The following is a 23,444-nucleotide window of genomic DNA, read 5'->3' on the forward strand; positions in this document are numbered from 1 at the left end:
AACCGACCCGACAGCCGGACACGACCTGTAATGATTAGGGATTAATCGCCTGGATAAGGCAGGAACCGCTCGGGTCGGAATGCCGGGGCCGCGCCGGGATGGGGTCGGCCTGGTCGGGATGGTTCGATAGTCCGATGAGCAAGCGATTCGAGGAAATCGACTGGCAGGACACGCCGCTGGGCGAGATCAGCCTGCGCCGCAGATTCGATCCGGTGGTGCTGTCCGAGGTCTACGAGGTGAAACTCGGCGAGGATTTCCTCATGTCGAGCCTGTTCACCGTCGCCGAGATCGACCTGACCCGGCTCGGGCTCGCCCGGTTGCGGGCGGTCCGCCCCGAGGGCGGCTTCGCGGTGCTGGTGGGCGGGCTCGGCCTGGGCTACACGGCCTTCGAGGCGCTGGCGGACGACCGGGTGGAGGAACTGGTGGTGGTCGAGTACTCCGAGGCGGTCATCGACTGGCACGAGCGCGAACTGCTGCCGGACACGGTCGGCCTGAACGCGGACCCGAGGACGCGCCTCGTCCGGGACGACTTCTTCGCCGCGGCGGCCGACGAGGACGGCTTCGACCCGGACGAGGCGGGCCGGAAGTTCGACGCGATCCTGCTCGACATCGACCACTCCCCCCGCAACCTTCTCGGCTCGGCTCACGCAGCCTTCTACAACCGCGACGGGCTGAGCTCCATGGCCGGACACATCGCCGACGACGGCGTGTTCGCCCTGTGGTCGGACGACCCGCCGGACGAGGACTTCACCGACGAACTCGAAGAGGTCTTCGAGGACGTGGAAGCCCGGCGGATCTGGTTCGACAACCCCATGACCGGAGGCAAAGCGTCCAACACGATCTACGTGGGAACCAAGCGCCGATGAGCCGCGAAGCGCTCTCGCCCCGCCAGCGCGCACTGATCGAGGACTGGCTGCCCGGCATCGAGATCGAGGCCGACATGAGCTGGGATCTGGTCGAGACCACGGTCCTGCGGGCCAAGGCGGGCGAGCGGCTCGTCGTCGTCAAGGCCGGCGGCGCCTCGGACCGCCACATCGAGCGGGAGGTCCGCGCGCACCGCGAGTGGACCGGACCGTGGGTGCGGCGCGGCCGGGCCGCCCGGATGCTCCATGCCGATGCGGAAGCCAAGATCCTGGTGACCGAGTACCTACCCGGAACCCTGGTCCAGGGGACGACGGCCGCCGCGGAGATGGACACCTACGCGCAGGCCGGTGAGCTGCTGCGCGAATACCACGCGCAGACGGCGATCGAGGACCCCGACTACGAGCCCCGGATGAACGCCAAGGCGCTGGCGTGGCTGGACGGGCCGCACCGGATCGCGGCGCAGGTCGCCGACGAACTGCGGACCATGGTCCGGTCCTGGCCTCACCTCGCCGCTACCTGTGTCCCGACCCATGGCGACTGGCAGTGCAGGAACTGGCTCTGCGACGACGGGGTGCTGCGCGTGATCGACCTGGGGCGCGCGGGGCTGCGACCGGCGGCCGAGGACTTCGAGCGCCTCGCCGTCCAGGAGTTCGCCTGGTACCCAGGCGCGGAGGAGGCGTTCCTGTCCGGCTACGGCGCCGACCCGCGCGAGCCCGGCGCCTGGTTCCGCCAGCGCGTCCGTTCCGCGGTCGGCACGGCGTGCTGGGCCCACCGGGTCGGTGACCGGGACTTCGAGGCGCAGGGCCACAGGATGATCACCGACGTCCTCGCAGGGGCCGCCTGAGGGCGACGGGCCGGGCCATTGGGTCAATCGGGCCGGCGGGCAACCATCAGGTCTCGGTTGATGGCCTGGTCGACCCGGTGGGCGAAGCCCCGGTAGGGCCCGGTCTCGATCGGCTCCAGGCCCGATTCGGTGAAGATGCCCCGCAGGTCGTCCCGGCTCAAGACGTTCGTGTTCCAGGAGATGCCCATCGCGCCGCCCCTGCGGAGCAGCTCGGTCCAGACCCGCACCGCCTCCTCCAGGAGCGCCTTCGGACTGCGGGAGACGGTCTTCGGCCCCGCGACCGCACCGTGCTGGACGCCGTAGGGGGCGTCGGTCACCACCAGGTCGAACGATCGCCTCTTGTAGACGTCGGCGCTGCGGAGCGTGTCGGTGTTGACCATCTCCACCGTCTGGAGCTCCCCGGCCTTGTAGAGGGCCTTGCTCGCCGCGAACTCCACCAGCAGGCGCTGGCCCAGGGCCCTGCCCTCTCGTTTGACGCGGCTGGAGACGGCCCGGTGCTTCAGCCGCTTGGACTTGAGCCAGCGCTGGATGAACGCCGAGTACGCCTCGAAGTCCTTCTTGTCGATCTCGACCCCGAAGGCGTCCCAGCCGTACATCATCGCCTGGTTCACCGTCGTGCCCCGCCCGCACATCGGGTCCAGGACGCGGGGCCGCCCGGACGCGAACCGCTCGGCCGGGATCGCGGCCGCCGCGGTGACGTTCAGCAGCAGCTTCGTGAGCTGCTCGTTCGTCTTCCCGGTGTACTTGAGGATGGACAGCAGGTCGTCGTCGTAGCGGTCCAGGCGCTCCAACTCGACCGGTTCGAGCGTCCTCCCGCGGACCGTGAACAGGGCGTACAGGGACGACAGGTTCGACAGGCACGTCAGGTCCCGCCTCGTCAGGTCCTCGGCCTCGAAGGTCAGGTACGGGACGCCGCCCAGCTCGGTCCGCTCGACCGCCCCGATCCTCCCGTCCAGGAGGGTCTCGGAGAAGACCGCGATCTCGTTGCGCGTCATCTCCGCCGCCGCCCGGGAGTACACCCGGTTCGCGGACGGCGCCAACAGGGCTGCGAACTGCTGCACCGGCTCCTCTGCGGGGGCCGCGCCCCCGCCCCTCCATCTCTGCGTCCGAGGTCTCCGAAAGTCGCCGACGAGTGTACCCAGCCCTCGCGGATAGCTCGATCAACGATATCGACACGGCATCAACGCTGGACTTTTCGGCACCCGGTGGGCCAAGATGAGGCCATGTGCCCCCGAACGACCGATACCGCCGACTCGTTGGAGGTCCAGTGCATCCGGTGATCGGCTATCTCGTCGCCGTGGGGCTGTTCGCGATCGGGCTCTACGGCGTCCTCACCAGACGCAACGCCGTGATGCAACTGGCCGCCGCCGAACTCATGCTCGGCGGCGTTCATCTGGTCCTGGTCACCTCCGATCTGGTGCGGAACGCCTACACCGGGCAGAGCTTCGCGCTGTTCATCGTGGTCATCGCCGCCGCCGAGGTCGGAGTGGGCCTGGCGCTGGTGCTCAACCTGTGGCGGGCCCGGTCGACGATCGACACCGACGGGGTGCCCGAAGAGGCCGGGCCGTCCGAAGGCTCAGGGGCGTCCGGGGAGGCGGGGGCGTCCAGAGGAGCCGGATCCGTCGGAGAAGCAGAGGCGGGCCGCCGGTGATGAGCTTCGCCGCCTGGGCACTGGTCGCCCTCCCCGCCGCCGCCGGACTCGCCGGGCTCACCCTGCGCCGCCGCGGGCCCGCGGTCTGGCTGGCCGTCGCCGGACCGGCCGCCGCACTGGGGTGCGCCCTGGTCGCCGCGTTCGGTGACGCCGCCGTCTCGTACACCCTCGCCGACTTCGGTTCGGTGCGGGTCGAGGCCGCCCTGGAGCTGTCCGGGACCGCGGTCGCGGTCGCGGTCGCCTCGGCGCTGGTCTCACTGCTGGTGCAGGTCTACTCGGTCGCCTACCTGCGCGGCGATGAACGCTACGCGCCGTTCGCGGCCCAGGTGAACCTGTTCTGCGCGGCGATGCTGCTGGTCGTGGCAGCCGACGACCTGATCTTCCTGCTCATCGGCTGGGAGGTCATGGGCGCCTGCTCCTACCTGCTCATCGCCCACTACGCGAAGCTCCCGGCCGCACCCGGGGCCGCCGCGAAGGCGTTCCTGGTCACCCGGTTCGGCGACGTCGGTTTCGTCCTCGGCGTCATGGTCCTCGGCGTCTCGGCCGGGACGTTCCGCATCGGCGAGCTCGGGGAGGTCCCCGAGGGCGCCGCGACCGCCGCGATGCTGCTGATCCTGTTCGGCTGCGTCGGCAAGTCCGCCCAGTTCCCGCTCCAGGTCTGGCTGCCCCCGGCCATGGCAGGCCCCACGCCGGTCTCGGCGCTCATCCACGCCGCCACCATGGTCGCCGCCGGAGCCTACGTGCTCACCCGCCTGCTGCCGGTGTGGCCGCCCGACCTCCTGGTCGTCGTCGCCGTCGCCGCCGCGGCCACCATGGTCGGGGCGGGCCTGTCGGCGTACGCCGCCACCGACGTCAAGGGCGTCCTGGCCTGGTCCACGGTCAGCCAGGTCGGGTTCATGTTCGCCGCCGTCGCGGTCGCCTCGGCCGACACCGCCCTGTTCCATCTGCTCTCGCACGCCGCGTTCAAGGCGCTGCTGTTCCTGACCGCCGGGGTCCTGATCGCCCAGGCCGCCACCGACGGATCGCTGCGCACCACCCGGATCAGGCCCTCGGCCTCGCCGCTGGCGTTCTGGGCCATGACGATCGGCCTGGCATCCATGATCGGCGTCCCACCGCTGGGCGGCTTCTACAGCAAGGAGACCGTCCTCGGCGCCGCCTACGAGTCCGGCACGACCGCCGGGGTCATCGTGTTCTGGGCCGGTGTCGTCGCCAGCGTCCTGACCGCCGCCTACGCCGGACGCCTGTGGCTGCTGCTGTTCTGGCGCGGCGGCGCCGCGGAGACGGCGACCGTCTCCCGGCCCGAGGCGAGCGCGCTGTGGGTCCTCGGCGCCGGAACCATCGGCGTCGGCGGCCTCTACTTCGCCGGGCCGCTCCACGTCCCCGAACTCCACCTCGACCTGATGACGCTGCTGCTCGTGGCCCTCCTGGTCGGGCTCTACCTCGTGGGCGACTCCTGGTGGCGCGACCGGGCCCGCGACCCGAGCCGCCTCCTCGGCCGCGCCAGGGCCTTCATCGCCTCCGGATTCGCCGCGGACGCCGCGGCCACCGCCGCCGCCCGCTCGGGCGCGCGAGCCGCCAGCGCCGCCGCCCGACTGCTCGACGAGCAACTGGTCGACCGCACCGTCGTCGAGGGATCGGCCCGCGCCGCCCTCGCCACGGCCCGGCGAACCGAGGCCGGACACCGCGGCGGCCTCGTCCGCTACCTGCGGCTCAGTGTCGCCGGAACCCTCGTCGTCGCCGTCATCGCGATCGGAGTGAACCTGTGGTCTTGACTCCGAACCGATCCGGGGCCTCCGTCGCCGCCGACACCAACGAGGTGAACCCGTGGGCTTGATCCTGGTCGCCGCCGTCGCGCTGCCCCTGGCCGGGGCGGTCCTCACGTGGTGGCTGCGCCGCAGCGGCGTCGGCGTCGCCGCCGCCGCGCTCGCCCTCGCCGCCGTAGCCCTGCTCCCGGCCGCACGCGGCCCCGGCTGGTGGCACCGCGTCGACTACCCGTGGGCACCGTCCATAAAGCTCGACTTCGCCCTGACCGTCGACGGCGTCTCCTGGCCCCTGGCGCTGCTGACCGCCCTGCTGGGCCTGCTGTGCTGCATCCACAACGCACGGACCGGCCCGCCGGTGCTCACCGCGCTCCTCCTGGCCGTCCAGGGCGCCTCCACCGCGGTGTTCCTGGCCGACAACCTCATCCTGTTCTTCATCGCCTTCGAGGCGGTCCTGCTGCCGATGTGGGCCGTCGTCTACCGCTACGGCGACCCGGCCACCAGACGGCACGCCGCCGCCAAGTTCGCCCTGTTCACCGTCGCCGGATCGCTCCTCATGGCCACCGGCCTGTTCGCGGCCGCCGCCGACACCGGAACCGCCTCCCTCGCCCAGATCATCGCCGCCGGAGGCGTCGACCGCGACCTGTCCCTGGCGGTGTTCACACTGCTCGCGCTCGGCTTCGCCGTCAAGGCCCCGCTGTGGCCCCTCCACTCGTGGCTGCCCGACGCCCACACCGCCGCCCCCACCGTCGGTTCGGTCCTGCTGGCCGGGGTCCTGCTCAAACTCGGCACCTACGGCCTCATCCGCGTGGCCGGCGGCCTCGCCCCCGACGGCGCCGCCGAGGCCGCCGGAGCCCTCGGCGTCCTCGCAGCCATCGGCATCATCGTCGCGAGCCTGGTGTGCCTGGGGCAGGGCGAGATCAAACGGCTCATCGCCTACTCCTCGGTCGGCCACATGGGATTCGTGGTCCTGGCCTTCGCCACCGGCACCGAAGCGGGCGTGCGCGCCGCCCTGTTCGCCAACCTCGCCCACGGCCTGATCACCCCGCTCCTGTTCTTCCTGGCCGGAGCCCTCAAGGACCGCACCCGCACCGGGCTGCTGGCCGAACTCGGCGGGCTCCGCCTGGCCGCCCCCGCCCTGGCCGGGCTCCTCGGCTTCGCGTCCCTGGCCTCCCTCGGGCTGCCCGGCCTCGCCGGGTTCTGGGGCGAGGCGTTCACCGTCTACGCCGCGGTCGAACGCGGCGGCGCCTGGTTCGCCCTCGCCGCCGCCGCGGCCCTCGGCGCGTTCCTGACCGCCGCCTACCTGCTGCGGATGCTCAAACACGTCAGCCACGGCCCGCCCGCGCCCGCCGTCGAAGGGGTCGCCGGGACCAGCCGGACCGAGATCGCGCTCTGGTCGCCGCTGGTCGCCGCCACCCTCGCGCTCGGCCTGGCCCCCGGACCGCTGCTCGACCTGTTCGCGACGGGAGTGCTGTAGATGGTCCCCCAGTCGATCGACCACGCCCCCGGACCACCGCTCAACCAGTTCGCGACGGGAGCACTGTAAATGGAGTCCCAGTCGATCGACCACGCCGCGCTGCTGCCGCTGTACCTGGCCGCCGCGACCGCCGCGGTCGCCCTGTTCGCCGGGAGGGCCGCGAAGGCGGCCACCATGATCGGCCTGGCCGCCTCCGGCGCCGCCGCGATCTGGCTCGCCGCCGGACCGACCCGCCGCACCTTCGCCGTCGACGACTGGTTCTCCTTCACCGCCGACGAGACCGCCATGGGACTGGCGGCCCTGTTCGCCGCCCTGACCCTCCTCGTCGCCGCCATCAGCGGCAGGACCGAAAGCGAATACCTCTTCCTGCTGGCGGTCTCGGCCGCCGGAGGCATCACCCTCGCCTCCAGCCGCGACCTGATCACCCTCATCGTCGCCGTCGAGACCCTCACCGTCCCGCTCTACGTCCTCGTCGCCAGGCCCGGCCGCGACGGCGCCGAAGCCGGAGTGACCTTCCTGATCGCCTCCATCACCGCCTCGGCCACCGCCCTCATGGGAGCCGCGCTCCTCTACAGCGCCGCCGGGACCGTCCACTTCGCCGGGCTCGCGCCCGCCCTGGCCGAGGCCCACACCGGGCTCGTCGCCGCCGGTACCGCGCTCCTGCTCGGCGGCCTGGCGTTCAAACTCGCCGCCGCCCCGCTCCACTCCTGGGCCCCGCTCGTCCTCGAACGCGCCCCGCTGCCGATCGCAACCTATCTGGCCAGCGCCTCCAAACTCGGCGGCGCGATCGCCGTGATCTGGGTCGTCCACTTCGGCCTCGCCGCCGGCGCCGGAGCCGAGGCCGGACTGGTCCTGGCCGTCCTCGCCGTCGCCTCGATCGCCGTCGGCAACATCGGCGCGCTCGTCCAGCGCCGCACGGTCGGCCTGCTGGCCTGGTCCGGGATCGCCCACGCCGGATACGTGCTCGCGCCCCTGGCGGCACTGTCCACTGCCAGCGGACGCGAGAACCCGGCCGCGGCCGCCTCGGCGGCGCTGGCCTACGCGGTGTTCTTCGTGCTCCTGGAGGCCGGGGCCTTCGCGTCCCTGACGGCCGTCCGCGACGACGGCGGCCGGATCGACGAGCTCGGCGGACTGTGGCGGGCCGCCCCCGGACCGGCGACGGTCCTCCTGATCAGCGTCATCGGCCTGGCCGGGCTGCCTCCGGCCCTGGCCGGGACCTTCGCCAAGGTCGCGATCCTCGAATGGCTGGCCTCGGCGGCCCTGTGGATGGCGATCGTGGTCGTCGCCGGCGCCGTGGTCGGCCTGGCCTACTACCTGCGGCTGGCCCGCACCGTCCTCCTCGGCGAGGGCGCGAGGGCCCGCCCCCGCTTCACCGTCGCCGTCCTGGCCGCCGGACTCGTCCTCGCCGCCGCGAGCCTCGCCCCCGGGCTCGTGCTCGAATTCACGTCCATGTCCCAGTAAACTCCCAGGTCAGTGAGGAATACTGGCAGGTACAGAGGTGTTGGGAACGATGACACCGATGGGGGAACTGGAAACATCATGAAGCACAGCAACGGCCTCAAGACCGCGCTCCTGCTCGGCCTGCTGTCCGCGCTGGTGATCGCGATCGGCTACCTCCTGGGCGGCTCGACCGGCGTCGTCATCGCCGCGGTGATCGCCGTGGGCATGAACGCCTACGCCTACTTCAACTCCGACAAGATCGCGCTGCGCTCCATGCGCGCCCGGCCGGTGAACGAGGCGCAGGCGCCGCAGCTGTACGCGATCGTGCGGGAGCTCTCGCAGCGGGCCGGGCAGCCGATGCCCCGGCTCTACGTCGCGCCGACCGAGCAGCCCAACGCGTTCGCGACCGGCCGCAATCCCGACAACGCCGCCGTCGCCGTCACCGAGGGCATCATGCGCATCCTCACCCCGGCCGAGCTGCGCGCCGTCCTCGGCCACGAACTCAGCCACGTCTACAACCGCGACATCCTGATCTCCTCGGTCGCCGGGGCCCTGGCCGGGATCATCACCATGCTCGCGAACCTGGCCTGGTTCATCCCGATCGGCGGCAACAGCCGGGACGGCGGGGTCAACCCCCTCGTCCTGCTGCTCACCCTGATCCTGGGGCCGCTCGCGGCCGGGATGATCCGGATGGCCGTCAGCCGCTCCCGCGAATACGAGGCCGACGCCTCGGGCGCGCGGCTGACCGGCGACCCGCTGGCCCTGGCCAGCGCGCTCCAGAAGATCTCGGCCGGAGTCGACCGGATGCCGGCGCGCTCGGACAGCCCGCTGGCGAGCGAGGCGCACCTGATGATCGAGTCGCCGCTGCGCGGGGGCCTGTCGAGTCTGTTCTCGACCCACCCGCCGACCGAGCAGCGGGTGCGGCGACTGCGCGACATGGCGCGGGGAACCGTCCGCTAGCCGCGGGGCGGCCGCCGGGAGCTCAGTAGACCGAGCCGCCGATGTCCTTGATGCCGCCGCGCACGTCGAGCAGGTAGACCAGCGCGGCGCACAGCGCGATGAGGCCGAACAGGCCGAGGCCGCCGAAGCCGCCGAAGATGAGCGAGAGGCCGAAGCTGATGACCAGCAGGCCGAGCCAGGTGCCCTTGGTCAGCGTCCCGATCGCGTTGAACGCCTCGGGTTTCTGCACCGCACAGTGGATCGAGGCGATCAGCGACAGCAGCGCCGCTCCGTATCCGATGATCATCCACACCAGGTTGCGTATCTCGAATACGAACGGCGCGGTGGTGTCGAACTCTGGCATGGGCCCAGCCTACTAGGAGGTGACGGTGAGCCGGTCCGCTCGGCTACTTGCCGAGCTTGCGACGCTGAACGCGGGTCTTGCGCAGGAGCTTGCGGTGCTTCTTCTTCGCCATGCGCTTGCGACGCTTCTTGATGACCGAGCCCATAGAGCTTCCTCACTGATCGAACTTCGAAATCGAGCCCGACTAGCCTAGCTCGGACCGGTCCGGCCCGGTCGCGGGGGAGCGGGCGAGGGAAGGCCCCGTCACACGCGGGTGCGGCGGGGCCCTGTTGCGACGACCTCTCGAAACCTTCGCCGAGTGTCGCGTCCGGGCCCGTCCTCGGCCGACGGCCCGGGCCCGGGAGGCTCGGATGCCCGAATTACTCCTCGGCGCGCAGCGCCTCCGAGAGGTAGGTCTTCACGGCGCTCTCGGGCACGCGGAACGAGCGCCCCACCCGCACGGCCGCGATGTCACCGTTGTGGACGAGCCGGTACACGGTCATCTTGGACACGCGCATCAGGTCGGCCACTTCCGTCACCGTCAAGAATTTGACCTCGTCGAGGAGGTCACCGGGTTCGCTCATGTGTCTCACCGTTCTGTCGAGGGCTGTTGGGAGTCTTGGCTGATCCGCGACTCGCGAGCATCGCCGGGAATGCGACTTCACGACCCGCGAGCTTCGCCGAAAAAGTGGGGTTGTGTGATGTGTTAGAGGGTGCGGTGGACGCGAATGCCCATATGAACCGAAACAGGTCGGTCGTCACGGTGCGTGACGTTGATGTCTTTCGATTGGGATGTTGCTCATGTTACGGCAGTCCGCCTCATTGGGCAACAGGCGGTCTTGCCTGATCTGGGCGATCACGGCCGTAATCTTCCAGGGGTGGAAGCGCTTCTCAGGCGGTCTCCGCGATGAAGTCGGTGATCTCGCCCATCAGCTCGTCGTAGCCCTTGCCGAAGATCTCCTCGGCGGTCGAGGTCGCCGGCTCGCCCTCGCGGGCGGTCCGGCCGAACCAGTCGGCGAAGGCGTCCTGACCGTAGGTGTCGATCATGTAGTGGACGCCCAGGAACGCGCAACCGTACTTGCCGGATCCGGCCAGGGTGTCGTCCTCCTGGGTCGGCCCCACGATTTCGTCGGCGCAGCCTCCCTGGTCGATGTACTCGTCGATGTCCCACATCCGGGCGTAGTCCTCGAGGGGCCGGTCGCCGTGGTCGATGTACTCGGCGATGCCCTCGACCATCCACCACGTGTCGTTGCCGTAGGACTCCGAGGGGGCGGCCCACAGGGTCACCGCGTGGCCCAGCTCGTGCCGGATGACGCTGTCCAGCTCGTTGCCCCAGCCGGTGCGGTCGACGTTCATGACCGTGGCGTAGGTGGTCGGGACCCGCTCCTCGTCGACGGTGCCCTCCAGGGGCAGAGCGAAGCCGAGCACGTCGCCGCCGTCGAACATGCCCCCGAACCAGTCCTCGAACTCGTCGTCGCCGGCGATGTAGACGACGTAGCGGTCCGGCCGCTCCCACAGCGCCCACTTGTCGGCGTTGATCGCGGCGTCCTCGGCGATCTCGAGGGCGTCGTCGAGCTGCCGCTCCATGCCCTCGGGGGCGGCCACGACGGTGCGGTCGCCGACGGCGGCGACCATGTTCTGGACCTCCCAGGGGTGGGGGCCGGCGTAGCCGCCGGAGGGCTCGACGCCGACCATGACCAGGCCGTCGTCGCCGGCCTCCCAGGAGGTCTCGAAGACCACGTCGGCCGGGCTGCACTCGTCGGCCGGGTCCACGAAGCAGATGGTGGCCGAGACGGTGATCTCGTAGACCGGGACCGCCCCGGAGGCGTCCTCGAGGGGGCCGGTGACGATGCGGTAGTCGAAGCGGCTGACGCCCATGGCCGTCAAGGTGTCGTAGCGGCCGGTCATCTCCTCGTGGAGGGCCGGGTCGAAGGCGGCCAGCCATCCCTCCAGGCTCCCGTTGACCAGCGATTCGCCCTGGGCGTCGAGGACCAGGCCGGCCTGCTCGCGCAGGTAGGCGAGGACCTCGTGCTCCGGCGCGTCGGGGCCCGGACTGGGGAGCGAGCCCTCGTCGGGCTGGACGGCCGCGCCCGTGATGGTTCCGGTCTCGGCCGCGGGCACGCCCGGGCGCCAGCCGTTGACCAGGCCCCCGGCCAGGACGGCGGAGGAGACCAGGACGAGGACCAGCAGGATCGTGCCGAAGTGGGAGCGGGGCTTCTCGGGGCGCGGCTGATAGGGCGGATAGGGCGCCCACATCGGCGGCTGCTGCGGGGGCGGCGCCATCTCGACCGGCGGCCTCGCCATCGGCCCGGGGGCGACCGCGACGCGCTCGGACGCGGCCCGCTGCTCGGGGACGCGCGCCGCCGAGCCCGCGGCGGGCGGGTCGGAGAGGCGCGCTTTCGGCTCCTGGGGGAGGTCCTCGGGGGCTTGAGTCACCCTCGCAACTCTAGCCCCCATCCGCCAGCGGCGCTAAACACAAGCTTCGCGAATGGCGCGGCTCGCAGGTCCTGCGGCGGCCCGTCCGGGCCGCCGCGCGAGGTGTGCCCGCGGTCAGCTCTTGGTCCACAGTGACCTGGCGAACACCGCCACGTTGGCGGGGCGCTCGGCCATGCGTCGCATCAGGTAGCCGTACCACTGGTCGCCGTAGGGGACGTAGACGCGCATCCGGTAGCCCTCGGCGGCCAGCCGGAGCTGCTCGGCCGGGCGGATGCCGTAGAGCATCTGGAACTCGAAGCTGTCGGGTTCGCGGTCGAACCAGCGGGCGCGGTCGATCGCGATCTCGACCAGGCGCGGGTCGTGGGTGGCCAGCATCGGGTAGCCGGAGCCGGCCATCAGGGCGTTGACGCAGCGCACATAGGACCGGTCGACGTCGAGTTTGCGCTGGTAGGCGACGGACTCGGGCTCCTTGTAGGCGCCCTTGCACAGGCGGATGCGGGAACCGGGACCGGAGTGGGCCTTGCAGTCGTCCTCGGTGCGGCGCAGGTAGGCCTGGAGGACCGCGCCGGTGTCGCCGAAGTCCTCGCGCAGGCGCGAGACGATCTCCAGGGTGGAGTCGGTGACGGTGTGGTCCTCCATGTCGATGGTGACCGTCGTCCCGACGTCGGCGGCGGCCTCGCAGATCCGGCGGGCGTGGCCGTAGGCCAGCTCCGGGTCGATGCGCTGGCCGACCGCCGAGAGCTTGACGCTGACCTCGGAGGTCGCGGCCAGGCCCTCGGCCCCCAGAGCGGCGAGCAGGCCCAGGTATTCGTCCCGGGTGACGTCGGCCTGCTCGGCGACGACGGTGTCCTCCCCGAGGTAGTCGAGCGTGGCGAGCAGACCGTCGGCGGCGAGGGCACGGGCACAGGCGACGGCGTCGGCAGTGGCCTCTCCGGCGACATAGCGCCTGACCAGCGAACGGCTGACGGGCGCGGTGCCCACCAGATGCTCGATCTTCGACGACCGGGCGGCGGCGAGAATGACAGAACGCAGCATGTTTGCAGCGTAGCCTCCCGTGGTTCAGGATCTGGTCACGAGGTCATAACGCGTAGGCTGAGACATTGCAAACAAAGGCGAAACAGAGAACTAAGCTATGTTTCGAAGGCTGAGCGCGTCCCGGGCGAACTTGAGGGACTCGGCCAGGTCGGCCGCGCGACGCGTCCGGTTGCCGGACTTGCGGGTCGACACCTCCACGGTGACCGACCCGTTCCAGCCGGCCGCGCCCAGGCCCGACAGCAGCTCCTCGCACGGCTGCGAACCGCGCCCGGGCACCAGGTGCTGGTCCGATCCAGGGGCGGTCCCGTCGCACAGGTGGATGTGGCGCAGGGCCGAGCCCATCCGGGAGGCCATGGCGATCGCGTCGGCCCCCGAGGCCGCGCAGTGCGACAGGTCCAGAGTGTAGGCGTCGTAGCCGTGCCGGGTGGGGTCCCAGTGCGGCCGGTAGGGCACCAGGCGGCGCCTGCCGAGCTTGAGCGGGAACATGTTCTCCACGGCGATGGTGATGCGCGGATAGCGCGCGGACAGGCTCGCCAGCACCTCGGAGAACTTCGAGGCGTAGTCGCGCTGCCAGGAGAACGGCGGGTGGATCACCACCACCGGCGCGCCCAGGTACTCGGCGGCCTGCACGCTGCGCCGCAGCCGCGTCCACGGATCGGCCGACCAGACCCGCTGCGTCACCAGCAGGCACGGGGCGTGGACGGCTCCGACCTTCACCCCGTAGTGCCGGGCGAGCCCGGCTACGGCCTGCGGATCCTGCGAGATCCGGTCGGTGAAGACCATCAGCTCCACCCCGTCGTAGCCGAGCTCCGCGGCCAGTTCGAAGCCGACCGCGGTCGGCTCTGGGTAGACGGAGGTGGTCGAGAGCAGGACCGGGACGGACTGGGTCACCCCACTAGGGTACGCCGTGCGAATTGTCACCGTTCGCACGCTTCGGCGCGCTGCGGCTCATTCGACGGACGGGGGCCGTCCGCGGGTACGGTGGACGGATGACCGACGAGGTGGAGCCGAACTTCGACCGCGAATGGGTCGAGTTCCACGACCCCGACGATCCCGACACGAAGGTCAGGGCCGACCTGACCTGGCTGCTCTCCCGCTGGGGCTGTATCTTCGGGCGCCACCCCGAAGCGGGCGGCTGCCCCGGGATCGAGCGGGACCGGCCGGCCGACGGCTGCTGCCTGCACGGGGCCTTCTACACCGACGCCGACGACATCCGGCGCGTCAAACGGGCCGCCGCCAAACTGACGCCCGAGACCTGGCAGCTCCACCGCCGATTCAAGGACACCCTCGTCGACGACACACTCGAGAACGACGACGGCGAAGAGGAGCCGGCCAAGAAGACCGCCGTCGTCGACGGCGCGTGCGTCTTCCACAACCGCGACGGCTTCGCCGCCGGCTCGGGCTGCGCGCTGCACCAGCAGGCGATGCGCGACGGCGTCCACCCGATGGAGTACAAGCCCGAGGTGTGCTGGCAGCTGCCGGTCAAACGCGACTTCACCACCGAGCAGCGCGCCGACGGCACCGAGGTCGACGTCACCCTCATCACCGAGTTCGACCGCGCCTCCTGGGGCCCGGGGGGACACGACTTCGACTGGTGGTGCACCGGCTCCCCGCTGGCGCACACCGCCGCCGAACCGGTCTACAAGTCCTACGCCACCGAACTGACCGAACTGCTCGGCAAGTCCGCCTACGACAAGCTCGCCGAACTGTGCGCCGACCGCGAGGAGCGCGGCCAGACCGCCCCCCACCCGGCCACGGCCCGCCGCCCCGTCCCGCTGGGAGCCCCCACCCGCCCCGACCGGTAGAGCCCACCCTGCGGCAAGCCGCATAGAGCAGTCCCATGCCTCATGCGGCCTGGGACTGTCACGGGATTCGAGAGCCCCTGCGCATGAACCAGAGCGCTGCGCCACCCGGTGCTCACCTTCGAGCACGGCCGCGGATCCCTACGCGACCAGCGTGAACTCGAAGCGACATCAAAGTGAACGTACACCGTCGCGATGCTAGAATCCACCGGCGATCGAGCCCCGTACGGCAAGGATGCGACGACACGATGCGGTTCAATCTCTTCCGGAAGCTGTTCTTCGCTGTAGCGGGCAACGCGCTGTCGGCGTTGGCGGTGGTCGCCGCCCTCGTGCCAACCCTGCGGTGGGCCGGCTTCGCCTTGGCGCTGGCCGCGCTGGGCGTGGTCTGGCGGCAGCACCGCCTCGAGGGCCTCTCCGAATCCCGGGTCGCGCGCGTCGCGGCGGTCATCGCCCTGGTGGCGGCCTCGGTCGGCGCCGCCGGCGCGACGACTGCGCTGCCGATGCTGGCGGCCGGGTCGGTGCTGCTCCTACTGCTGGGCAACGAGCAGCTCCTCCAGATCGCGATCGCGACCCGACACGTGGAGACGGTCAACCTCCCGGTCTCCAGGAGCGGACTCGAACAGTACTTCACGCCCAGGGCCGCTTACGGCACGATCGGAGCGGTGACCCTCGTGCTGGCGGTCGCGGCCGGGGCGCTGGTCTTCGCGGACCTGACCTGGCCCTCGTGGGTCGCGCTGGTCACGGCCCTGGGCCTGTGCGCCGCGCTGGCAGCCGGGACGCTCTCAGCGTGGCGGCGACGCAGGAGCTCGGCGCACTCCGGCGATCCCGCGGTGCACGAGGCGGTGCGGGCGCTGGAGCCGGAGTTCCTCATCCACTTCTCCGGCCCTCCGGGCTCGGAGTACCAGATCAAGATGTGGCTGCCGTACTTCGACCGCCTGGGCGACTCCTACCTGATCGTGCTGAGGGATCGCACTCACCTGGCCCAGGTCCGCGCCTCCACCTCCGCTCCGGTCGCGATCGTCCCGGGGGTCGCCGCGCTCGAACGGCTGCTCGTCCCGAGTGTGAAGGCCGTGTTCTACGTCAACAACAGTATGCAGAACACGCAGCTGGTCCGCTTCGGGCACCTCACGCACGTACAGCTGATGCACGGCGACAGCGACAAGGCCGCCAGCAGCAATCCGGTCGCCGCAATGTACGACCGGGTGTTCGTCGCGGGTCAAGCGGGCATCGACCGCTACCTCCACCACGGCGTCGACATCCCCGAACGAAAGTTCCGCGTCGTCGGCCGCCCACAGCTCCACGGCATCGCCGTCGGACCGAAAAGGCCAGCCGACAACGCGCCAGTCGTGCTGTACACGCCGACCTGGACCGGCATATCCGACAACGTCAACTACTCCTCGCTCCGACTGGGCCAGATCATCGTGTCGGCCCTGCTGGAGCGCGGCGCGGTGGTGCTGCTGCGGGCCCACCCCTACACCCGATACAACCCCGCGTCGGCGCTCCAGCTGGCCGAACTGGAGCGGATGCTGGCCTCCGACACTGAGCGGACGGGCCGGCCGCACCGGTGGGGCACGGCCACCTCCGATGAGATGTCGCTGGTCGACTGCATCAACGCCGCCGATGCGGCCGTGTCCGATATCAGCGGCGCGGCCTCGGACTGGTTGTACTCCGGTAAACCGCTCGCACTCACCGACGTTCACGGGAAGGGACCCGAGTTCGAGACCGAGTTCCCGCTGGCGAAGGCCGCATACCGGATCGGTCCAGACGCGGGCAACATGGCCGCCGTGGTCGAGGAACTGCTCGGCACCGACTCGGCCGCTCCCCGGCGGGAGGAGGTCCGCGCCTATTACCTCGGGTCCACACCCCCCGATCAATGCGTCGCGGTGTTCCTGGACGCCGCCCGCGACTGCTACCGGCCGGACCCCGGCGAGCGGCGGCCTCGGCGAGCGGTCCAGTCCGTCCCATCCCCGACACAAGGTGAACTTCCGTAAACGGGCACATAGATTCAAGGAAGTACGCTGACCAACGCCCGGTGAACTCGTGGTTAAACTGGGCTCTGTCACGGCCGAACGAAAACGTTTGTACGGCGCACTTCATCCCTGCCGGTTCCCAGACCCGCTGGATACAACGACTCCCGAGGAGCAATCTTGCCAACGAAGCCGACCGTCTATGTCGGAATGAGCGCGGACCTCATCCACCCCGGTCATATCAACGTCCTCAGCCGCGCCGCCGAGATCGGCGATATCACGATCGGTCTGCTGACCGACGCGGCGATCGCCAGCTACAAGCGCCTCCCGCACATGACCTTCGAGCAGCGCAAAGCCGTCGTGGAGAACCTCAAAGGCGTGACCAGGGTAATCGCCCAGGAGACACTCGACTACGTGCCCAACCTCAAGCAGGTCAAGCCGGCATTCGTCGTCCACGGCGACGACTGGCAGAGCGGTGTCCAGCAGCAGACCCGGCAGCGCGTGATCGACACCCTCGCCGAGTGGGGCGGCGAGCTGGTTGAGGTGCCCTACACCGAGGGCATCTCCTCCACCCAGCTGAACGAGTCGGTCAAGCAGATCGGCACCACCCCGAACGTGCGCCTCTCGAGGCTACGGCGCCTGATCGACGCCAAGCCGATCGTGCGCGTGCTCGAGGCCCACTCAGGCATCTCGGGCCTGATCATCGAGACCGCCGCCGCCGAGCGGGGCGGCCTCAAGGTTGAGTTCGACGCGATGTGGTCCTCGTCCCTGACCGACTCCACCGCCCGCGGGAAGCCCGACATCGAGGCCGTCGACATCTCCTCGCGACTGGGCACCATCAACGAGCTGTTCGAGGTCACCACCAAGCCGCTGATCTTCGACGGCGACACCGGCGGCAAGCCCGAGCACTTCGCGTTCACCGTCCGCTCACTCGAGCGCACCGGCGTCAGCGCCGTGATCATCGAGGACAAGGAAGGCCTCAAGCGCAACTCCCTGTTCGGCATTGAGGTGGAGCAGACCCAGTCGTCGATCGAGGACTTCTCCCACCGCATCAAGGTCGGCAAGAACGCCCAGGTCACCAACGATTTCATGGTCATCGCCCGCATCGAGAGCCTGATCCTGGAACAGGGTATGGACGATGCCCTGACACGCGCGCAGGCCTACATCGAGGCCGGCGCCGACGGCATCATGATCCACTCCCGCCAGAAGGAATCCGACGAGATCTTCACCTTCTGCGACGAGTACGCGAAGTTCGCCAACCGCAAGCCCTTGATCGTGGTGCCCACCAGTTACCGCCACGTCACCGAGGACGAGCTCATCGACCACGGTGTCAACGTCGTCATCTACGCCAACCACATGATGCGGGCCGCCTACCCCGCAATGTCGAAGGTCGCCCACACCATCCTGGAATCCGGGCGGGCTCTCGAGGTCGACCCGATGATCGCACCCATCAAGGACGCCCTCGCCATCATCCCGGAGAATGCCTCATGATCGACCCCGCACGCTTCGTCGACCAGCTGTCAGACCTGGGCGTACGGATGTACACCGGCGTTCCCGACAGCCTGCTCAAGCAGCTGGGGAGCCACATCATGGCGACGCTGCCGCGCGAGCAGCACGTCATCACCGCCAACGAGGGCGCCGCGGTGGGCCTGGCGATCGGCCACTACATGCGCACCGAGTCGCCGGCAGTGGTCTACCTCCAGAACTCCGGTTTCGGCAACCTGGTCAACCCGGTGCTGTCGCTGGCCGACCCGGACGTCTACGGCATCCCGATGATCGTCGTCGTCGGCTGGCGGGGACGCCCCGGCGTCAAAGACGAGCCGCAGCACGTCAAGCAGGGCCGGGTCCAGGAGGCGCTGCTCGACGCGACCGACCTGCCCTGGGCGGTCCTGCCGAGCGACCCCGAGGCCGCCGAGAAGGCCGTCGCCGAGGCCCACGCCGTGGCCCTCGAGCGCTCCACACCGTACTTCCTGCTGGTCGAGAAGGGCACCTTCGCCGACGGCGAGAAGGTCAAGACCGCCTCGCCGGAACTCCCCAGCCGCGAAGAGGCCCTCATCGCGGCCGCGAAGGCCGTCGGCGACGAGGCCGCGATCGTCTCCACCACCGGTATGCTCAGCCGCGAGCTGTTCGAGTACCGGCAGCGGGAGGAGCTCGACGGCGACCGCGACTTCCTGACCGTCGGCGGCATGGGACACGCCTCCTCGATCGCCCTCGGCGTCGCCAAGGCCGAGGCCGAGCGCGAGACCTGGTGCTTCGACGGCGACGGCGCCCTGCTGATGCACATGGGCTCGCTGGCCGTCATCGCCGACCACGCGCCCGGGACGTACTTCCACATCGTGTTCAACAACGGCGTCCACGACTCGGTCGGCGGCCAGCCGACCTCGATCGGCAAGGTGGACGTCGCGCGGGCCGCGCTGGCCTCGGGCTACCGCTACGCCGCCTCCACCGACGACCTCGACGAGCTGCCGGAGCAGATCGCGAAAATGCGCGAGGCAGGCGGCCCGGCTCTACTGGAACTCCAGGTCAAGCCGGGTAACCGCAAGGACATCGGCCGTCCCACTCGTACGCCCGCCGAGGCCAAGGCCGCGTTCATGAACGCCCTGCGGAAGTAGCGCCGGCATGTCGACCTCAGCCTTTGCCGACCGCGACGTGCGGTTCGGCAGCGGCGCCATCGAGCTCGCCGGCGTCATCGCCGGCGAGCTCGACGCCCGCAGAGTCCTGCTGGTCCGCGGCAAGCGGTCGTTCACCGCCTCCGGAGCCCACCGGCTCCTGCCCGGCCTGGAACAGGTCGCGAAGGTCGAGCAGTGGAGCGACTTCGCGCCCAATACCGACGCGGCCGACCTCGAGGTCGGTCTGCGCCTGGTCGAACGGTTCGATCCGGACCTGATCCTGGCCGTCGGCGGCGGCTCGGCGATGGACATGGCCAAGCTCCTGTGCGCCTACCGCGGCACCGTCGACGGCGAGGCGGTCCGCGAGCGCATCCGGGCCGGTGCGACGGTTGCCCAGCGCTCCACGCGCCTGGTTCTCGCGCCGACAACCAGCGGATCGGGCGCCGAGGCGACCCACTTCGCCGTCGTCTACATCGGAGACCAGAAGTTCTCGATCGCCGGTCCGGAGATGCTGCCCGACACCGTGGTCCTCGACCCGGCGCTGACAGTCTCCGGCTCGCCCTATCAGCGGGCGACCTCCGGCATCGACGCGGTCGCCCAGGCCGTCGAGAGCCTGTGGGCTAAAGCCGCCACTGCGCAGAGCCGGTCCTTCGCGAGAGCGGCACTCCGACTGCTGCTACCGGCGATCGAATCGTTCACGACCGGCCCGGACCTCCGATCGGCCCGTGCGATGTCGCTGGGCGCCCACCTCGCCGGACGCGCGATCGACCTGTCCAAGACCACCGCCGCCCACGCGATGTCCTACGGCATCACCAAGCGGCACGGACTGAGCCACGGCCACGCCGTGGGCGTCACGCTCGGTTCATTCATGGAGGTGCACGCCGACCCCGGACCGGGTCGTCTCCAGGCGGGGCTCGCTCCGGAGACTCACGGCGCGGCCATGAGAGAGATCCTCACGGCGTTCGGCGCAGCCGACGGCGCCGAGGCTCGGGTGCGGTTCGTCGACTTGATGCGGAATCTCGGACTCGAGACCAGCCTGGACAAGGCGGGAGCCGACACGCGAGAGGCCCGCGAGTCGCTCGCGGCCGGGGTCAACGTCGAGCGGCTGGGCAACAATCCGGTTCGCTTCACTACCGGCGAGCTCGCCCAACTGCTCCTCGACATCGACTGAACCGGAGCCGAAGCGGACGGGCCATCGGCCCGTCCGCACTGCTCCTGTCGATGCTCTCTTCAGTAGATCCGCTCGAGCCAGCCATCGTCGCCGACGGCCCGGATCAGCTCTCCGTAGCGCCTCTTCTTGCGCTGGTCACGTTTGTTCACCGCTGCGAGAAGTCCGAAATAGTGCAGGGTGTCGAGGAAGTCCGGGTCGGTGACCTCGACGTTGGGAGCATCGAGACGGGCATCGAAGTACGGGTCCGGCGTACGCCAGTCCCCGTAGTTCTCATCGAGGTAGCGCTCCGGTGGGTCCGGGACGAGCACACTGCGGCCGAGGAACTCGGCTCGGCGCAGCTCGAACGGGTCGTTGGCCCACCTGGTAGCCGTGCCGTCGTGCCAGATACGGCCGTCTTCGCCCTGATAGTGCGGGAAGATGTCGACCATCATGCCGTTGCGGTGGTCCACGCGCAGTCGCTCGGTGTTGAAGTCGAGTCGGCGGACGTCGAACTGCTCGGACTGCTCGAACGCGGCCTGGAGGTCGGCGGCCGAGATCTCGGAGGTGAAGAAGCCGAGGTCGATGTCCTTGTCCCAGCCGATGAACTGGGCATCGCGTACGTGGCCGAGCAGCGTACCCGAAATGAGGAAGGTGCGCACCCCGAGCCGGTCGAACTCCGCGTCGAGAGCTGCCAATGCCACGTCGGCGCGCTGCTCGAAGGCTTCGAGACCAGGACGCGAGACGATCTCGCGAGCCTTTCCGGTCGCGGACTTGCGGATGCGGTTGACGCGGCTGCGGAGCCGCCGAGTCCGCGCGGCTTGGACCAGGATCGCCTTGCGCATCAGGGCCCGGGCCTCGTCGTGCTCCCCGGCGACGCTGGCCGCCCGGGCCACGGTCCGAAGCAGCGGGGTGCGGGCATGGCAGCGCCGAGGGCTCGCCAGCCACAGTTCCCTGATGACCGCGTAGTCCTCACGGCGCTCCATAAGCCCCCATAGCTCGCCCCACAGCCGCTGGTAACCCCATAGTCCGCCGCGCAGGGATTCGGCGAGCACGGTTTCGGCCGCTTCGCGGTCCCCGGAGCGCCGCAGCAACCGCGAAAGCTCCAGGCGGGCTTCGACCAGCCGCTCCCGGTCCTCCTTGTCCTCGGGGAGTTCGTCGGGCATCGGCTCGATCTTCGCGTCCATGCTTCAGCTCCCCTTTGTGAGTGAGTCGGCGAGGTCTTCCAGTCCGGCACGCTCGAGATCCCGGGCGGCGGTATTAGGCTCCCCAGCGCACAGGGCCTTGTACGCCCGCCGCACATAGTGCAGGCGAACGTACTCGGGCCAGGTCGGCTCCATGTTGGGTGCCTCCTCAGTGAATGCGTCGAAGGACGCGTTCGGAGTACGCCAGTCCCCGTAGTTCTCGGTGAGGTAGCGGTCCGCCTCGGCGGGGACCGGCAGCGACCTCCCGTTCATTTCGATGCGGTCGAGTTCGAACGGCTGGTTGCCCCAGCGGACGAACACCGCGTCGTGCCACATCTTGTCGCCGTCACGGTAGAACCGGAACAGGTCGACCGGTGAACCCCCGCGGTGCCGCAGGCCGACCTTCTTGGTCTTCGGGTGGACTTCGTCGAAGTCGAACTTGGGGTGGGTGGCGAACAGCTTCACCAGCTCGTCCTGGTCGTAGTCGTCCTCGAAGATACCGACGTCGATGTCGCCGTCCTCGCTGAGGGGCCGGCCTTCGCGCACGAGACCGAGTGCGGTGCCCGCGGCGAAGAAGTAGCGGATCCCGGTCTGCTCGAGTACCTCGTGCAGATCCTCGATGGCGCTCTGGGCTCCGAGCCCGGCCAGTTTCGTCTCGCCTACGGGCTCTGCGGGTACTCGCTTGTCCCTCATCAGTTCGATGACCTGTCGGTAGAGATCGATCGCTTCGTCGATCTCCCCGGCACGGGCCGCGGCGGTGGAGAGCTGCCGGACCGCGCGCCAGAGGTCCGTGACGTCGTCCGCGGCCGACTCCCACGCCTCGCGGAGCCGGGCGTAGTGTTCCGGCGAGTCGCAGAGCTTCGCGACGCCCCACAGGACGGTCTGAGCCCGCGGCATGCGCCGGATCGCCGCGACCGCGGCCGCGTCCGCCTCGGCGTGCGGAAGCACGCGGTACCCGTACTTCACCGTTCGATACACCGCCGCGGCAGAGGAGGGCTGGAGCAGACGGGCCCGTCGGGCGGCGAGGTACGCCTCCTCGTTCCGGTCGTAATGCGCATGCACGTCCGCATGGAGGTTGTGGAGTTCGGGCTTCTCAGGGAACCGCCGGTCGAGGTCCGCGAGCGCCCGCTCCATGTGCTCGTCGGCCCCGGCCCTGAATGCGGCCCTCGCAGCCACGATCGCCACCGAGAAGTACTTGGTGGAGATCCCGCCCATGGACTCGATCAGATCGACGGTCTCCCTGACGCTGCGGTTCTCGCCGTAGTACCGCAGGCACGCGAACGCGCGGAGGGCACCCGGCGGGAACACATGATAGAGCGGCAGTCGGGTGACGGCCGCGACCACGGCCTTCTTCGGGCTTCGCTGCATGAACTGTCCTTTTTACGCTTGGATGCGGTGTCGCCACCGCGCCGGGCGCCGCGACCTCGGGCGGCCGCTTCCGCTTCCCGCGCGCTGGATGCCGAACCGGGCGGTATCTCAGATCGGTGGCGTCATCCGAACTGTTGATTGGCGTTGCGCAGGTCCTCGGCGAAGTCGATCTCGATCACTTGATGAGCGGAGATGTCGACCGCCTCGAACTTCAGACCGTCCTTCTGGATCGCCGACTCGATCCCGGCCTCGAAGTAGTCCTGCTCGCCCACCTCGTCCAGTCGTGTGGCCAACGTCGCCCGGTCACCGGAGGAGACGTAGTTGATCCCCACCGCCTCACCGAGGGCACCCTCCTCGATCTGCTTGGAGAGCCGGTTGATGTACCCGTCCGCCGCCAGGGTGTACTTGACCTCCTCTTCGGCCACCGACGAGGTATTGACCGAGATGAACGACCGATCCATCGCCACGTGCGGCAACAGGGCATCCAGCACCTGCGGATCGAAGACCACATCTCCGTTCAACCACAGCGTCCCGCCCGGCCCGAGGATGTTGAAGGCCTTCAGCAGGCTCTTGGAGGT

At 69.9% G+C, this 23,444-nt stretch carries 22 protein-coding genes; 12 read left to right on the forward strand and 10 right to left on the reverse strand.

What is annotated here, in order from left to right; translation table 11 throughout:
* Window positions 1-134 precede the first annotated feature (134 nt).
* On the forward strand, window positions 135-866 hold the full coding sequence (locus tag JFB92_RS22915; protein WP_199043998.1) for a polyamine aminopropyltransferase: 732 nt from the start codon (window positions 135-137) through the stop codon (window positions 864-866).
* Window positions 863-1,708 carry an aminoglycoside phosphotransferase family protein gene (locus tag JFB92_RS22920; RefSeq protein ID WP_199043999.1) on the forward strand — a complete coding sequence of 282 codons (846 nt, stop codon included), beginning with the start codon at window positions 863-865 and terminating at the stop codon, window positions 1,706-1,708. Before JFB92_RS22915 ends, JFB92_RS22920 begins: the two co-directional genes overlap by 4 nt.
* A gap of 23 nt (window positions 1,709-1,731) precedes the next feature.
* Here JFB92_RS22920 and JFB92_RS26360 read toward each other — a convergent pair whose 3' ends face one another.
* Entirely contained in the window at window positions 1,732-2,769 is a 1,038-nt protein-coding gene (locus JFB92_RS26360) for a TRM11 family SAM-dependent methyltransferase (protein ID WP_199044001.1), read from the reverse strand.
* 206 nt (window positions 2,770-2,975) lie between these two features.
* Between JFB92_RS26360 and nuoK the strand changes: the two genes are divergently transcribed.
* The 5 genes from nuoK to htpX all read left to right on the forward strand — a co-directional run bounded on the left by nuoK (window position 2,976) and on the right by htpX (window position 8,996).
* Window positions 2,976-3,359, forward strand: a complete 384-nt coding sequence (nuoK, locus tag JFB92_RS22930) for an NADH-quinone oxidoreductase subunit NuoK (RefSeq protein ID WP_199044003.1) — start codon at window positions 2,976-2,978, stop codon at window positions 3,357-3,359.
* Window positions 3,359-5,131: an NADH-quinone oxidoreductase subunit 5 family protein gene (locus JFB92_RS22935; RefSeq protein WP_199044005.1), complete on the forward strand. Its 1,773-nt coding sequence runs from the start codon at window positions 3,359-3,361 to the stop codon at window positions 5,129-5,131. Before nuoK ends, JFB92_RS22935 begins: the two co-directional genes overlap by 1 nt.
* Before the next feature lie 52 nt (window positions 5,132-5,183).
* A complete protein-coding gene (locus JFB92_RS22940; RefSeq protein WP_199044007.1) occupies window positions 5,184-6,596 on the forward strand; it encodes a complex I subunit 4 family protein in 1,413 nt (470 codons plus the stop codon).
* Between the two features lie 69 nt (window positions 6,597-6,665).
* Window positions 6,666-8,057: an NADH-quinone oxidoreductase subunit N gene (locus tag JFB92_RS22945; RefSeq protein WP_199044009.1), complete on the forward strand. Its 1,392-nt coding sequence runs from the start codon at window positions 6,666-6,668 to the stop codon at window positions 8,055-8,057.
* A gap of 78 nt (window positions 8,058-8,135) precedes the next feature.
* Window positions 8,136-8,996: a zinc metalloprotease HtpX gene (gene htpX / locus JFB92_RS22950; protein ID WP_199044011.1), complete on the forward strand. Its 861-nt coding sequence runs from the start codon at window positions 8,136-8,138 to the stop codon at window positions 8,994-8,996.
* Window positions 8,997-9,018: 22 nt separating this feature from the next.
* Here htpX and JFB92_RS22955 read toward each other — a convergent pair whose 3' ends face one another.
* From JFB92_RS22955 to JFB92_RS22980, 6 genes are all read right to left on the reverse strand, one after another.
* Window positions 9,019-9,339 carry a DUF2516 family protein gene (locus tag JFB92_RS22955; protein WP_199044013.1) on the reverse strand — a complete coding sequence of 107 codons (321 nt, stop codon included), beginning with the start codon at window positions 9,337-9,339 and terminating at the stop codon, window positions 9,019-9,021.
* A 43-nt stretch (window positions 9,340-9,382) separates the two neighbouring features.
* Window positions 9,383-9,484, reverse strand: a complete 102-nt coding sequence (locus tag JFB92_RS22960) for a 30S ribosomal protein bS22 (RefSeq protein ID WP_081687713.1) — start codon at window positions 9,482-9,484, stop codon at window positions 9,383-9,385.
* 214 nt (window positions 9,485-9,698) lie between these two features.
* A complete protein-coding gene (locus JFB92_RS22965) occupies window positions 9,699-9,902 on the reverse strand; it encodes a helix-turn-helix domain-containing protein (RefSeq protein ID WP_199044015.1) in 204 nt (67 codons plus the stop codon).
* Between the two features lie 307 nt (window positions 9,903-10,209).
* Window positions 10,210-11,754, reverse strand: coding sequence for a gluzincin family metallopeptidase (locus JFB92_RS22970; RefSeq protein WP_199044017.1), 1,545 nt, complete (start codon window positions 11,752-11,754; stop codon window positions 10,210-10,212).
* A 114-nt stretch (window positions 11,755-11,868) separates the two neighbouring features.
* Window positions 11,869-12,789, reverse strand: coding sequence for a proline dehydrogenase family protein (locus JFB92_RS22975; RefSeq protein WP_199044019.1), 921 nt, complete (start codon window positions 12,787-12,789; stop codon window positions 11,869-11,871).
* 90 nt (window positions 12,790-12,879) lie between these two features.
* Window positions 12,880-13,680, reverse strand: coding sequence for a sugar phosphate isomerase/epimerase family protein (locus JFB92_RS22980; protein WP_199044021.1), 801 nt, complete (start codon window positions 13,678-13,680; stop codon window positions 12,880-12,882).
* Window positions 13,681-13,778: 98 nt separating this feature from the next.
* Here JFB92_RS22980 and JFB92_RS22985 point away from each other — a divergent pair, with 98 nt between their 5' ends.
* The 5 genes from JFB92_RS22985 to JFB92_RS23005 all read left to right on the forward strand — a co-directional run bounded on the left by JFB92_RS22985 (window position 13,779) and on the right by JFB92_RS23005 (window position 20,338).
* Window positions 13,779-14,594, forward strand: coding sequence for a DUF3109 family protein (locus tag JFB92_RS22985; protein ID WP_199044023.1), 816 nt, complete (start codon window positions 13,779-13,781; stop codon window positions 14,592-14,594).
* Window positions 14,595-14,839: 245 nt separating this feature from the next.
* Window positions 14,840-16,582, forward strand: a complete 1,743-nt coding sequence (locus tag JFB92_RS22990; RefSeq protein ID WP_199044025.1) for a CDP-glycerol glycerophosphotransferase family protein — start codon at window positions 14,840-14,842, stop codon at window positions 16,580-16,582.
* Window positions 16,583-16,768: 186 nt separating this feature from the next.
* Window positions 16,769-18,049, forward strand: coding sequence for a phosphoenolpyruvate mutase (gene aepX / locus JFB92_RS22995; protein WP_372451682.1), 1,281 nt, complete (start codon window positions 16,769-16,771; stop codon window positions 18,047-18,049).
* The gene (gene aepY, locus JFB92_RS23000; protein WP_199044036.1) at window positions 18,046-19,170 is read left to right on the forward strand and encodes a phosphonopyruvate decarboxylase; all 1,125 of its coding nucleotides are present in this window, start codon (window positions 18,046-18,048) and stop codon (window positions 19,168-19,170) included. The genes aepX and aepY overlap by 4 nt, the downstream gene beginning before the upstream one ends.
* Before the next feature lie 7 nt (window positions 19,171-19,177).
* On the forward strand, window positions 19,178-20,338 hold the full coding sequence (locus JFB92_RS23005) for a phosphonoacetaldehyde reductase (protein ID WP_199044038.1): 1,161 nt from the start codon (window positions 19,178-19,180) through the stop codon (window positions 20,336-20,338).
* 59 nt (window positions 20,339-20,397) lie between these two features.
* On the opposite strand, the gene JFB92_RS23010 is transcribed toward JFB92_RS23005, so the two are convergent.
* The 3 genes from JFB92_RS23010 to JFB92_RS23020 all read right to left on the reverse strand — a co-directional run.
* Entirely contained in the window at window positions 20,398-21,501 is a 1,104-nt protein-coding gene (locus JFB92_RS23010) for a LicD family protein (RefSeq protein WP_199044040.1), read from the reverse strand.
* A gap of 3 nt (window positions 21,502-21,504) precedes the next feature.
* Entirely contained in the window at window positions 21,505-22,866 is a 1,362-nt protein-coding gene (locus tag JFB92_RS23015) for a LicD family protein (RefSeq protein WP_199044042.1), read from the reverse strand.
* Between the two features lie 122 nt (window positions 22,867-22,988).
* Window positions 22,989-23,444, reverse strand: a 456-nt coding sequence (locus JFB92_RS23020; RefSeq protein WP_199044043.1) for a glycosyltransferase family protein, incomplete at its 5' end; no start/stop codon positions are given.

It is taken from the genome of Glycomyces salinus, from assembly GCF_016428645.1.
GTDB lineage: Bacteria > Actinomycetota > Actinomycetes > Mycobacteriales > Micromonosporaceae > Glycomyces > Glycomyces salinus.

Coding starts and splice junctions, on each gene's coding strand:
- JFB92_RS22915 (WP_199043998.1), top strand. CDS start 135: ATGAGCAAGCGATTCGAGGAAATCGACTGGCAGGACACGCCGCTGGGC.
- JFB92_RS22920 (WP_199043999.1), top strand. CDS start 863: ATGAGCCGCGAAGCGCTCTCGCCCCGCCAGCGCGCACTGATCGAGGAC.
- JFB92_RS22935 (WP_199044005.1), top strand. CDS start 3,359: ATGAGCTTCGCCGCCTGGGCACTGGTCGCCCTCCCCGCCGCCGCCGGA.
- JFB92_RS22945 (WP_199044009.1), top strand. CDS start 6,666: ATGGAGTCCCAGTCGATCGACCACGCCGCGCTGCTGCCGCTGTACCTG.
- htpX (WP_199044011.1), top strand. CDS start 8,136: ATGAAGCACAGCAACGGCCTCAAGACCGCGCTCCTGCTCGGCCTGCTG.
- JFB92_RS22955 (WP_199044013.1), bottom strand. CDS start 9,339: ATGCCAGAGTTCGACACCACCGCGCCGTTCGTATTCGAGATACGCAAC.
- JFB92_RS22960 (WP_081687713.1), bottom strand. CDS start 9,484: ATGGGCTCGGTCATCAAGAAGCGTCGCAAGCGCATGGCGAAGAAGAAG.
- JFB92_RS22965 (WP_199044015.1), bottom strand. CDS start 9,902: ATGAGCGAACCCGGTGACCTCCTCGACGAGGTCAAATTCTTGACGGTG.
- JFB92_RS22975 (WP_199044019.1), bottom strand. CDS start 12,789: ATGCTGCGTTCTGTCATTCTCGCCGCCGCCCGGTCGTCGAAGATCGAG.
- JFB92_RS22985 (WP_199044023.1), top strand. CDS start 13,779: ATGACCGACGAGGTGGAGCCGAACTTCGACCGCGAATGGGTCGAGTTC.
- JFB92_RS22990 (WP_199044025.1), top strand. CDS start 14,840: ATGCGGTTCAATCTCTTCCGGAAGCTGTTCTTCGCTGTAGCGGGCAAC.
- aepX (WP_372451682.1), top strand. CDS start 16,769: ATGAGCGCGGACCTCATCCACCCCGGTCATATCAACGTCCTCAGCCGC.
- aepY (WP_199044036.1), top strand. CDS start 18,046: ATGATCGACCCCGCACGCTTCGTCGACCAGCTGTCAGACCTGGGCGTA.
- JFB92_RS23005 (WP_199044038.1), top strand. CDS start 19,178: ATGTCGACCTCAGCCTTTGCCGACCGCGACGTGCGGTTCGGCAGCGGC.
- JFB92_RS23010 (WP_199044040.1), bottom strand. CDS start 21,501: ATGGACGCGAAGATCGAGCCGATGCCCGACGAACTCCCCGAGGACAAG.
- JFB92_RS23015 (WP_199044042.1), bottom strand. CDS start 22,866: ATGCAGCGAAGCCCGAAGAAGGCCGTGGTCGCGGCCGTCACCCGACTG.